The sequence below is a fragment of the Streptomyces sp. NPDC028419 genome (assembly GCF_055565515.1).
The window spans coordinates 94,293-106,058 of the sequence record NZ_JBVHUE010000020.1; the positions used below are offsets into that span (position 1 = coordinate 94,293).

The 11,766-nt window shown below is 70.8% G+C and carries 9 protein-coding genes; 7 read left to right on the forward strand and 2 right to left on the reverse strand.

Features of this window, described 5'->3' with window-relative positions:
• Window positions 1-57 precede the first annotated feature (57 nt).
• The 5 genes from yajC (at window position 58) to ACZ4UB_RS23380 (ending at window position 7,142) form a co-directional block, all read left to right on the forward strand.
• On the forward strand, window positions 58-525 hold the full coding sequence (yajC, locus tag ACZ4UB_RS23360) for a preprotein translocase subunit YajC (protein WP_468072784.1): 468 nt from the start codon (window positions 58-60) through the stop codon (window positions 523-525).
• A 153-nt stretch (window positions 526-678) separates the two neighbouring features.
• Complete coding sequence (gene secD, locus ACZ4UB_RS23365) at window positions 679-2,484, forward strand: protein translocase subunit SecD (protein WP_468072786.1); 1,806 nt, start codon at window positions 679-681, stop codon at window positions 2,482-2,484.
• Window positions 2,485-2,487: 3 nt separating this feature from the next.
• Window positions 2,488-3,558: a protein translocase subunit SecF gene (secF, locus tag ACZ4UB_RS23370; RefSeq protein ID WP_468072788.1), complete on the forward strand. Its 1,071-nt coding sequence runs from the start codon at window positions 2,488-2,490 to the stop codon at window positions 3,556-3,558.
• Window positions 3,559-3,581: 23 nt separating this feature from the next.
• Entirely contained in the window at window positions 3,582-4,124 is a 543-nt protein-coding gene (locus tag ACZ4UB_RS23375) for an adenine phosphoribosyltransferase (RefSeq protein ID WP_468072871.1), read from the forward strand.
• A gap of 576 nt (window positions 4,125-4,700) precedes the next feature.
• Entirely contained in the window at window positions 4,701-7,142 is a 2,442-nt protein-coding gene (locus tag ACZ4UB_RS23380) for a RelA/SpoT family protein (RefSeq protein WP_354381464.1), read from the forward strand.
• Window positions 7,143-7,261: 119 nt separating this feature from the next.
• Here ACZ4UB_RS23380 and ACZ4UB_RS23385 read toward each other — a convergent pair whose 3' ends face one another.
• Complete coding sequence (locus ACZ4UB_RS23385) at window positions 7,262-8,491, reverse strand: DUF349 domain-containing protein (RefSeq protein ID WP_468072790.1); 1,230 nt, start codon at window positions 8,489-8,491, stop codon at window positions 7,262-7,264.
• A gap of 198 nt (window positions 8,492-8,689) precedes the next feature.
• Complete coding sequence (locus ACZ4UB_RS23390) at window positions 8,690-9,478, reverse strand: peptidylprolyl isomerase (protein WP_354381466.1); 789 nt, start codon at window positions 9,476-9,478, stop codon at window positions 8,690-8,692.
• A 138-nt stretch (window positions 9,479-9,616) separates the two neighbouring features.
• On the opposite strand from ACZ4UB_RS23390, the gene ACZ4UB_RS23395 reads away from it, so the two are divergent.
• Together ACZ4UB_RS23395 and hisS are read left to right on the forward strand one after the other, a co-directional pair.
• Window positions 9,617-10,324, forward strand: a complete 708-nt coding sequence (locus ACZ4UB_RS23395) for an MBL fold metallo-hydrolase (RefSeq protein ID WP_354381467.1) — start codon at window positions 9,617-9,619, stop codon at window positions 10,322-10,324.
• Between the two features lie 8 nt (window positions 10,325-10,332).
• Window positions 10,333-11,595 carry a histidine--tRNA ligase gene (gene hisS, locus ACZ4UB_RS23400; protein WP_468072793.1) on the forward strand — a complete coding sequence of 421 codons (1,263 nt, stop codon included), beginning with the start codon at window positions 10,333-10,335 and terminating at the stop codon, window positions 11,593-11,595.
• Window positions 11,596-11,766: the final 171 nt, after the last annotated feature.

The window sequence follows — 11,766 nt, forward strand, 5'->3', positions numbered from 1 at the left end:
CCACCCCCCGTAGAAAAAGGCCGCTTCCCGTGCGGTCGTGCGAAGGATCTTCGTCCCGTGAACAGTAGCCTCTTGACCTTCCTCCCGTTCGTCGTGCTCATCGGGGCGATGTTCCTGATGACGCGTTCCGCCAAGAAGAAGCAGCAGGCGGCGGTCTCCATGCGCGACCAGATGGGCCCCGGCACCGGCGTGCGCACCATCGGCGGCATGTACGCCACGGTGAAGGAGATCGGCGACGACACCGTCACCCTCGAGGTGGCCCCCGGCGTCCACGCGATCTACGCGAAGAACGCCATCGGCGCCGTTCTGGAGGACGAGGAGTACAACCGCATCGTCCACGGCACCGGTGATGATCTGAACATCGACACGCCGATCGTCCCGGACGACGCCTCTTCGCTGCTCAAGGACGAGCCCGCCGACGCCGACAAGGCGGAAGCCCCCAAGCTCGACCTGGGCAAGAAGGACGAGCCCGCGGCCGACGAGCCCAAGGACGGCAAGACCGACGGCGAGGCCGGCGCCAAGTAGCGCTCGGCGGGGGACCGCACGGCGCCTGATCGGAGGCCGCGGCGGTCCCCTTCAGTGACCCGATTCTGCGGGGGGCAGGGGTCCCCACACACATTTCGTGGCCGTTTGCGCGCTGACCCGGCGCGGGGCGGTTGGACAGGGAGATACGACAAGGTGGCAGCACCGAAGAAGGGCCGGCGGCCCACGGGGGCTCAGGGGAGGCCGGGGCGCGCCCTGGCCATCATCCTGATCGCGATGGTGGCGCTCACCGCGGGGATGTTCCTGACCCATCAGACGACTCCCCGGCTTGGCATCGACCTCGCGGGCGGTACGAGCATCACGCTCAAGGCCAAGAGCGAGCCCGGCAAGCCGGACGCGATCAACGAGACCAACATGAACACGGCGGTCGGCATCATCGAGCGCCGCGTCAACGGTCTCGGTGTGTCGGAGGCCGAGGTCCAGACCCAGGGCCGCGACCACATCATCGTGAACATCCCCAAGGGTGCGAACGAGAAGCAGGCGCGCGACCAGGTCGGTACGACGGCGCAGCTGTACTTCCGCCCCGTCCTCGCCTTCGCGGACGGCAAGCCGATCGCCCCCCAGCCCACTCCGTCCACGGGCGCCTCCGGCAGCCCGTCCCCCTCGGCGAGCACCTCCGGTGCCCCGAAGGGCGATGGTGGCAAGAGCCAGTCGCCCAGCCCGTCGTCCAGCGCCACTTCCCAGGGCCGTGCCGTACCCGAGGCCCTGATGGCCACCGGCAGCCCCTCTCCCTCGCCCTCCGCGAGCGAGTCGAAGAAGGCAGACGACGCCAAGGCCCCCACCCCGACCCCCTCGGGCGCCGACGCGGCCGTCGCGGACCTGCAGGCGAAGTTCATCGCCCTGGACTGCACCGACGAGAAGCAGCGCGCGGCCGTCGCCCAGGGCGTCAAGCCCGGTGACGCGACGCTCGCCTGCGGCAAGCGCGGCGACACCTGGGGCAAGTGGCTGCTCGGCCCGGCCGGTGTCGACGGCAAGGACGTCAAGGACGCGAAGGGTGTCATCGACACCCAGCGCGGTCAGTGGATCGTCACCATGCAGTTCACGGACAAGGGTTCCGACAAGTTCGCCAAGATCACCGGCGAGCTGGCGACCAAGCAGTCCCCGCAGAACCAGTTCGCGATCGTCCTCGACAACGAGGTCGTCTCGGACCCGTACGTCAGCCAGGCCCTGACCGGCGGCAGCGCCGAGATCTCCGGTGGCTTCACCCAGCAGACCGCGCAGGACCTGGGCAACATGCTCTCGTACGGCGCCCTGCCGCTGTCCTTCCAGGAGGACAACGTCACCACCGTCACCGCCGCGCTCGGTGGCGAGCAGCTGAAGGCCGGTCTCATCGCCGGCGCCATCGGCCTCGCCCTCGTCGTGATCTACCTGCTGGCCTACTACCGGGGCCTGGCGTTCATCGCGATCATCAGCCTCGTGGTGTCCGGCATCCTCACCTACGAGATCATGTCGCTGCTCGGGAAGGCCATCGGCTTCGCGCTGAACCTGCCCGCCGTCTGCGGTGCGATCGTCGCGATCGGCATCACCGCGGACTCGTTCATCGTCTACTTCGAACGCATCCGCGACGAGATCCGCGAGGGCCGCACCCTGCGTCCGGCCGTCGAGCGGGCCTGGCCGCGCGCCCGTCGCACCATCCTGGTCTCCGACTTCGTGTCGTTCCTGGCGGCCGCGGTGCTCTTCATCGTCACCGTCGGCAAGGTGCAGGGCTTCGCCTTCACCCTGGGTCTGACCACCCTGCTCGACGTGGTCGTGGTGTTCCTCTTCACCAAGCCGGTCATGACCCTGCTGGCCCGCACGAAGTTCTTCTCCAGCGGCCACCCGTGGTCCGGGCTGGACCCGAAGCGACTGGGTGCCAAGCCCCCGCTGCGCCGCTCCCGGCGCACCGGTGCCGGTACGGACGCCGCCGCTGTCTCCGCCCCCGTCGACGCAAAGGAGGCGTGAGACATGTCGAAGCTGGGCGATCTCGGCGCCAAGCTGTACCGCGGTGAGGTCGGATACGACTTCGTCGGCAAGCGTTTTCTCTGGTACGGCGTTTCCATCCTGATCACCATCACGGCGATCGTGGCCCTGGCCGTACAAGGCCTCAACATGGGCATCGAGTTCAAGGGCGGTGCCGTCTTCACCACCCCGAAGACGTCCGCCTCGATCGCCAAGGCCACGGAGTCCGCCAAGTCGGCCTCCGGCCACGAGGCGATCGTCCAGAAGCTGGGCACCGGCGGCCTGCGCATCCAGATCTCCGACCTGGACCCGTCCGCCGCCATCGAGGTGAAGAAGAAGCTCGCCACCGACCTCAAGGTCAACGCGGCGGACATCAACTCGGACCAGGTCGGCGCGAGCTGGGGCGAGCAGATCGCCAACAAGGCCTGGACCGGCCTCGGCGTCTTCATGATCCTCGTGGTGATCTACCTCGCGATCGCCTTCGAGTGGCGGATGGCCGTCGCCGCGCTCATCGCACTGATCCACGACCTCACCATCACCGTCGGCGTGTACGCGCTCGTCGGCTTCGAGGTCACCCCGGGCACCGTGATCGGTCTGCTGACCATTCTCGGTTACTCCCTCTACGACACCGTCGTCGTCTTCGACGGTCTCAAGGAGGGGTCGAAGGACATCACCAAGCAGACCCGCTGGACCTTCAGCGAGGTCGCCAACCGCAGCATCAACGGCACCCTGGTCCGCTCGATCAACACCACCGTCGTGGCGCTGCTCCCGGTCGCGGCGCTGCTGTTCATCGGCGGCGGCTTCCTCGGCGCGGGCATGCTCAACGACATCTCGCTGTCGCTGTTCGTCGGCCTCGCCGCCGGTGCGTACTCCTCGATCTTCATCGCGACTCCGCTGGTCGTCGACCTCAAGGAGCGCGAGCCGGCGATGAAGGCGCTCAAGAAGCGGGTGCTCGCCAAGCGGGCCGCCGCCGAGGCCAAGGGGGAGTCGGCGGACGACGCCTCCCCGGAGGCGGGTGACGACAGCGGTGTCGTGGCCCAGGGCCGTGGCGGTCGGGCTTCGGGGCGGCGCCGGTGAGCGCGGTCGGCGTGCCCGTGGAGCTGCCCGAAGGGGTGCGCGAGCTGCTGCTCAGCCGCATCAAGGACGTACCGGACTACCCGAAGCCGGGCGTGCTGTTCAAGGACATCACCCCGCTGCTGGCGGACCCGGCGGCGTTCTCCGCGCTGACGGACGTGCTGGCGGGGCTGTGCGAAGCCCGTGGCGCGACGAAGATCGTCGGGCTGGAGGCGCGCGGGTTCATCCTGGCGGCGCCGGCCGCGGTCCGGTCGGGGATCGGCTTCATCCCGGTCCGCAAGGCCGGCAAGCTGCCGGGGGCGACCCTGGCGCAGTCGTACGAGCTGGAGTACGGCACCGCGGAGATCGAGGTCCACGCGGAGGACCTGGCGCCGGGTGACCGGGTCATGGTCATCGACGACGTGCTGGCCACCGGTGGTACGGCCGAGGCTTCGCTGGAGCTGATCCGGCGGGCCGGGGCCGAGGTGGCCGGGGTCGCGGTGCTGATGGAACTGTCGTTCCTGCCGGGGAGGGCTCGGCTGGAGTCGGCCCTCGGCGGGGCGCCGCTGGATGCGCTGATCGTCGTCTGACGTCGCGCTGCGCGCACCGGAGCGGCGGGTCCCCACGCGGGGGCCCGCCGCTCCGCCGTTACGGCCCCGGCGCCCCTGCCTCCGGCGGCGCCTCACGCGAGCGGCCCTCACCGGCCGGCGATCCGCCGCGCGCGCCCACCGGCGCCTCCGGCGGCGCCTCAAACGCCGGCGGGGCTGGATGGGGCGGGGCTGGGTGTTCCGCGGGGCTGGAGGTGGTGGCGCCTCAAACGCCGGCGGGGCTGGATGGGGCGGGGCTGGGTGTTCTGCGAGGCCGGATGGGGTGGCGCCTCAAACGCCGGCGGGGCTGCATGGGGCGGGGCTGGGTGTTCCGCGGGGCTGGATGTGCGGGGCTGGGGGGTGGGGGGTTTCAGCCTCGCCGGCGTTTGAGGCGCCGCCGGAGGCGGAGGGGACGGGACTCGGGCGGCGGGTGAGATTCAGCCTCGCTGGCGATTGAGGCGTCGCCGGAGGCGGGGGTGCGGGGTCCGGAGGGTGGGCGGGGCGGACGAGGGGGCGCGAGCCTCGCTACCATGGGTTATCCGGACCTGACCGGGCCCCGGATCCGCATGAGGAGCGCTCTTGCCAGACGAGGTCCAGCCACTCTCCGCCGCGCAGCCCGACCCGCAGGGCGAGCCCGCGCAGCCCGCGGCGGCCGCCACGCCCCCGCCGGCCCCGGCCCCCGCACCCGCCCCGGCGCGCCCCGCGCCCGCGAAGTCCGCCGGGTCCTCCAACCGGGTGCGCGCCCGTCTCGCCCGGCTGGGCGTGCAGCGTTCCAACCCGTACAACCCGGTCCTGGAACCCCTGCTGCGCATAGTCCGCAGCAACGACCCGAAGATCGAGACGGCGACACTGCGCCAGATCGAGCAGGCGTACCAGGTCGCCGAGCGCTGGCACCGCGGCCAGAAGCGCAAGAGCGGCGACCCGTACATCACCCACCCGCTCGCGGTGACGACCATCCTCGCCGAGCTGGGCATGGACCCCGCCACCCTGATGGCCGGTCTCCTCCACGACACCGTGGAGGACACCGAGTACGGCCTGGAACAGCTCAGACGCGACTTCGGCGACGCCGTGGCGCTCCTCGTGGACGGCGTCACCAAGCTCGACCGGGTCAAGTTCGGCGAAGCGGCCCAGGCCGAGACCGTCCGCAAGATGGTCGTGGCCATGGCCAAGGACCCGCGCGTCCTGGTCATCAAGCTCGCCGACCGCCTGCACAACATGCGCACCATGCGGTACCTCAAGCGGGAGAAGCAGGAGAAGAAGGCCCGCGAGACGCTGGAGATCTACGCTCCGCTGGCCCACCGCCTGGGCATGAACACCATCAAGTGGGAGCTGGAGGACCTCGCCTTCGCGATCCTCTACCCCAAGATGTACGACGAGATCGTCCGCCTCGTCGCCGAGCGCGCGCCCAAGCGGGACGAGTACCTCACCATCGTCACCGACGAGGTGCAGAGCGACCTGCGCGCCGCCCGGATCAAGGCCACCGTCACCGGCCGGCCCAAGCACTACTACAGCGTCTACCAGAAGATGATCGTCCGCGGGCGCGACTTCGCGGAGATCTACGACCTGGTCGGCATCCGGGTGCTGGTCGACACCGTCCGGGACTGTTACGCCGCCCTCGGCACCGTGCACGCGCGATGGAATCCGGTCCCCGGCCGGTTCAAGGACTACATCGCGATGCCCAAGTTCAACATGTACCAGTCGCTGCACACGACGGTCATCGGCCCCAGCGGCAAGCCCGTCGAGCTGCAGATCCGCACCTTCGACATGCACCGCCGCGCCGAGTACGGCATCGCCGCGCACTGGAAGTACAAGCAGCAGACGGTCGCCGGCGCCTCCAAGGTCCGCACCGACGTCCCGCAGGCCGCCAAGGGCACCGCGGGCCAGGACACCGTCAACGACATGGCCTGGCTGCGCCAGTTGCTCGACTGGCAGAAGGAGACCGAGGACCCGGGCGAGTTCCTCGACTCGCTGCGCTTCGACCTCTCGCGCAACGAGGTCTTCGTCTTCACGCCCAAGGGCGACGTCATCGCCCTGCCCGCGGGCGCCACCTCGGTGGACTTCGCGTACGCCGTCCACACCGAGGTCGGCCACCGGACCATAGGGGCCCGGGTCAACGGGCGGCTGGTCCCGCTCGAATCCACCCTCGACAACGGCGACCTGATCGAGGTCTTCACCTCCAAGGCCGAGGGAGCGGGCCCGTCCCGCGACTGGTTGGGCTTCGTCAAGTCCCCGCGAGCCCGCAACAAGATCCGCGCCTGGTTCTCCAAGGAACGCCGCGACGAGGCCATCGAGCAGGGCAAGGACGCCATCGCGCGGGCCATGCGCAAGCAGAACCTGCCGATCCAGCGGATCCTCACCGGCGACTCGCTCGTCACCCTCGCCCACGAGATGCGCTACCCCGACATCTCCTCGCTCTACGCGGCGATCGGCGAGGGCCACGTGGCCGCGCAGGGCGTCGTGCAGAAGCTGGTCCAGGCCCTCGGCGGCGAGGACGCGGCGAACGAGGACATCGAGGAGAGCGTCCCGCCCTCGCGCACCCGCGGCAAGCGCCGCAACAACGCCGACCCGGGCGTGGTGGTCAAGGGCGTCGACGACGTCTGGGTGAAGCTCGCCCGCTGCTGCACGCCGGTGCCCGGCGACCCGATCATCGGTTTCGTCACGCGCGGCAGCGGCGTATCGGTTCACCGGGCCGACTGCGTCAACGTCGACTCGCTCTCGCAGCAGCCCGAGCGGATCCTCGCGGTCGAATGGGCCCCGACCCAGTCGTCCGTCTTCCTGGTCGCCATCCAGGTCGAGGCGCTGGACCGGTCCCGACTGCTGTCGGACGTCACCCGGGTCCTCTCGGACCAGCACGTCAACATCCTGTCGGCGGCCGTCCAGACCTCCCGCGACCGCGTCGCCACCTCGCGCTTCACCTTCGAGATGGGGGACCCGAAGCACCTGGGCCACGTCCTGAAGGCCGTGCGCGGTGTGGAGGGGGTCTACGACGTCTACCGCGTGACCTCGGCGCGCAGGCCGTAGGACGGTAGGGCGTACGGCCCGCGGTCGCGGGCCGTACGCCCTCGGAAACGACACCGGGGCCCGGTGGCGGGAAGTACTCCCACCACCGGGCCCCGGTGTCGTTTCCGAGGACCGGCGAATCAGCCGCCGAACTCCTCCAGGCCCTTGAGCGCCTGGTCCAGCAGCGCCTGACGGCCCTCCAGCTCACGCGCCAGCTTGTCGGCCTTCGCGTTGTTGCCCGAGGCGCGCGCCGCGTCGACCTGGCCGCGGAGCTTGTCCACGGCCGACTGGAGCTGACCGGTCAGACCCGCGGCGCGCGCACGCGCCTCCGGGTTCGTCCGGCGCCACTCGTTCTCCTCGGTCTCCTGCAGGGCGCGCTCGACCGTGTGCATCCGGCCCTCGACCTTGGGCCGCGCGTCACGCGGTACGTGGCCGATGGCCTCCCAGCGCTCGTTCAGGGAACGGAAGGCGGCCCGCGCCGCCTTCAGGTCCGTGATCGGCAGGAGCTTCTCGGCCTCGTCGGCCAGCTCCTCCTTGAGCTTCAGGTTCTCGTCCTGCTCGGCGTCGCGCTCCGCGAAGACCTCGCTGCGCGCCGCGAAGAAGACGTCCTGCGCCCCGCGGAAACGGTTCCACAGGTCGTCCTCGGACTCGCGCTGCGCCCGCCCGACGGCCTTCCAGTCCGCCATCAGCTCGCGGTAGCGGGCGGCCGTCGTACCCCAGTCGGTCGACTTCGACAGCGCCTCGGCCTCGGCGACCAGCTTCTCCTTGGCCTTGCGCGCGTCCTCGCGCTGCGCGTCCAGGGACGCGAAGTGCGCCTTGCGACGCTTGGAGAAGGCGGAGCGGGCGTGCGAGAAGCGGTGCCACAGCTCGTCGTCCGACTTGCGGTCGAGGCGCGGCAGCGCCTTCCAGGTGTCCACGAGCGCCCGCAGCCGCTCCCCGGCACTGCGCCACTGGTCGCTCTGCGCCAGTTCCTCGGCCTCGGCGACGAGCTTGTCCTTGGCGAGGCGGGCCTCGTCGGTCTGCTTCGCCTTCTGGACCTTGCGCTCCTCGCGACGCGAGTCCACGGTCGCGACCAGCTTGTCGAGGCGCACCCGCAGCGCGGCGAGGTCGCCCACCGCGTGGTGCTCGTCGATCTGCTTGCGCAGGTGGTCGATCGCCGTCGTCGCGTCCTTGGAGGACAGATCGGTGGTCCGCACCCGCCGCTCGAGCAGGCCGATCTCGACCACCAGGCCCTCGTACTTGCGCTCGAAGTAGGCCAGGGCCTCCTCAGGGGTGCCCGCCTGCCAGGAGCCGACGACCTGTTCGCCATCGGCAGTACGCACGTACACGGTGCCCGTCTCGTCGACGCGGCCCCACGGGTCGCTGCTCACAGCGCCTCCTCCACATGATGCCTGCGGGGGCGTCCACCCCCTGGCATCGTCCACAGTTTCCTAGGGCGGGCAGCGCCCGCCCCGCACAACGCCAACATAGGCGACCGCCGCCCCGGCTGTCCGCATCCAGCACGACGCAATCTCGCCGGTCGCGACGGTCCGTTCAGGCTGGGCCGAAAGGGACGCCCTGGTCCCGCACTAGTTCTTGGTGACGGCGGCCTTCTCGATGGTCACCGGCTTCTTCGGCGCGGGAGCCTTGTCGCCCTCGGCGATGCCTTCCTTGGCCACGTCCTGGACGATCTTCAGACCGCCGGCGTCCATCGTCCCGAAGGGGGTGTAGCTGGGCGGCAGCGGGCTGTCCTTGTAGACCAGGAAGAACTGGCTGCCACCGGAGCCGGGCTGGCCGGTGTTGGCCATCGCGACCGTGCCGGCCGGGTAGACGACCTTGCCGTCCGCGCCCGGCTTGCCGAGCGCGTCGAGGTTCTCGTCGGCGATCGTGTAGCCGGGGCCGCCCATGCCGGTGCCCTCGGGGTCGCCGCACTGGAGGACGAAGATCCCCTCGGTGGTCAGGCGGTGGCACTTGGTGGTGTCGAAGAAGCCCTTGTCCGCGAGCGACTTGAACGAGTTCACGGTCTGCGGGGTCTTCGCCGCGTCCATGTCGATCTTGATCTCGCCCTCGTTGGTCTTGAGGGAGAAGGTGTACTTCGCCTTGGCGTCGATCGCCATGGCCGGCGACGGGGACGTCTTCGGGCTGGGCGCGGCCGAGGGCGAGGCCGCCGGGTCCGCGGCCGAGTCCTTCGTGTCCTTCTTCCCGTCGAACACGCCGCCGACGGTCAGACCGACCAGCACCGCGATCACCACGGCCGCGGCCGCGCCGATCACCGCGGTCCGTCTGCGGGCCTTCTGCCGGGCCTTGGCCCTGCGCTCCTGCTGACGCTCGAACTTCTCCCTGGCGAGCTGGCGCCGCCGCTGATCGCTCGTGACCACCGGGTCTGTCTCCTCGTTGCAGTGGGACTGTGGGCTGTAGGAACCGCTGAGGCCGTACCGTATATGGGTTCGCTGTGTGATGAGCGTCGCCGGTAGGCTCTGATCTGCACCTACCCCACCTGACGATTGAGGACGAACGTGCTGATTGCCGGGTTCCCCGCCGGGGCCTGGGGGACCAATTGCTATGTGGTCGCCCCCGCCGCGGGTGAGGAGTGCGTCATCATCGACCCGGGCCACCAGGCCGCCCAGGGTGTCGAGGAGACGCTGAAGAAGCATCGGCTCAAGCCCGTCGCGGTCGTCCTCACCCACGGCCACATCGACCACGTGGCCTCGGTGGTCCCCGTGTGCGGAGCGCACGACGTCCCCGCCTGGATCCACCCGAGCGACCGCTACATGATGAGCGACCCGGAGAAGGCCCTCGGCCGCTCCATCGGGATGCCGCTCATGGGCGAGCTGACCGTCGGCGAGCCGGACGACGTCCGCGAGCTGACCGACGGCGCCAAGCTGGCCCTGGCCGGTCTGGAGTTCACCGTCGCGCACGCGCCGGGGCATACGAAGGGGTCGGTGACCTTCCAGGTCCCCGAAGCGGCCGACGTCCCGTCGGTGTTCTTCTCGGGCGACCTGCTCTTCGCCGGCTCCATCGGGCGCACGGACCTGCCCGGCGGCTCTCACGCGCAGATGCTCGCCTCGCTGGCCCGCGTGTGCCTGCCGCTCGACGATTCGACCGTGGTGCTGTCCGGCCACGGTCCCCAGACCAGCATCGGCCGTGAGCGCGCGACCAACCCCTACCTGAGGGAAGTCGCCGCCGGCCACGGAGCGGGACCCGCTCCACGACGAGGAATGTGACGAGTTTCGTGAGTACTTTTCAGGCCCCCAAGGGCACGTACGACCTGCTTCCCCCCCGCTCCGCCAGCTTCCTGGCGGTGCGCGAGGCGATCGCCGCGCCGCTGAAGAACTCGGGCTACGGGTACGTCGAGACCCCCGGCTTCGAGAACGTCGAGCTCTTCTCGCGCGGCGTCGGCGAGTCCACCGACATCGTCAGCAAGGAGATGTACACCCTCACGACGAAGGGCGGCGACGAGCTCGCCCTGCGCCCCGAGGGCACCGCCTCCGTGCTGCGCGCGGCGCTCCAGGGCAACCTGCACAAGCTCGGCGGCCTGCCCGTCAAGCTCTGGTACTCCGGCTCGTACTACCGCTACGAGCGGGCCCAGAAGGGCCGCTACCGTCACTTCTCGCAGGTCGGCGCCGAGGCGATCGGCGCCGAGGACCCGGCGCTGGACGCCGAGCTGATCATCCTCGCCGACCAGGCGTACCGCTCGCTGGGGCTGCGCGACTTCCGGATCCTGCTGAACTCGCTGGGCGACAAGGAGTGCCGTCCCGTCTACCGCGAGGCGCTGCAGTCCTTCCTGCGCGGGCTGGACCTGGACGCCGAGACGGTGCGCCGGGCCGAGATCAACCCGCTGCGCGTCCTGGACGACAAGCGGGCCGACGTACAGGCCCAGCTCGTCGGGGCGCCGGTGCTGCGCGACTACCTGTGCGACGCGTGCAAGGCGTATCACGAGGAGGTGCGGGCGCTGGTGACGGCGGCCGGCGTGGTCTTCGAGGACGACGAGAAGCTGGTGCGCGGGCTCGACTACTACACGCGGACCACCTTCGAGTTCGTCCACGACGGTCTGGGCTCCCAGTCCGCGGTGGGCGGCGGCGGCCGCTACGACGGCCTCTCCGAGATGATCGGCGGCCCCGCGCTGCCGTCCGTGGGCTGGGCCCTCGGCGTGGACCGTACGGTGCTGGCGCTGGAGGCGGAGGGCATCGAGCTGGACATCCCCGCGAGCACGTCGGTCTTCGCGGTCGCGCTCGGCGAGGAGGCGCGGCGCGCCCTCTTCGCCACCGTGACCGAGCTGCGCCGGGCCGGGATCGCCGCGGACTTCTCCTTCGGGGGCAAGGGCCTCAAGGGCGCGATGAAGGACGCCAACCGCTCCGGGGCCCGCTTCACCGTGGTCGCGGGCGACCGGGACCTCGCCGAGGGCGTCGTCCAGCTCAAGGACATGGAGTCCGGCGAGCAGACCCCGGTCGCGCTGGCCGACGTGGTCGAAACCGTCCGCGCCAAGCTGGCCTGACCGGGGCCCGACCCGGGGCACACATGAGGAACCGGGGGGGGGGGGGGGGGGGGGGGGGGGGGGGGGGGGGGGGGGGGGGGGGGGGGGGGGGGGGGGGGGGGGGGGGGGGGGGGGGGGTGGGGGGGGCGGGGGGAGGGGGCGGGGGGGGGGGGGGGGGGGGGGGGGGGGGAA

Excerpts from the sequence above, each read along its gene's own strand:
- secF (WP_468072788.1), top strand. The coding sequence starts at position 2,488 with ATGTCGAAGCTGGGCGATCTCGGCGCCAAGCTGTACCGCGGTGAGGTC.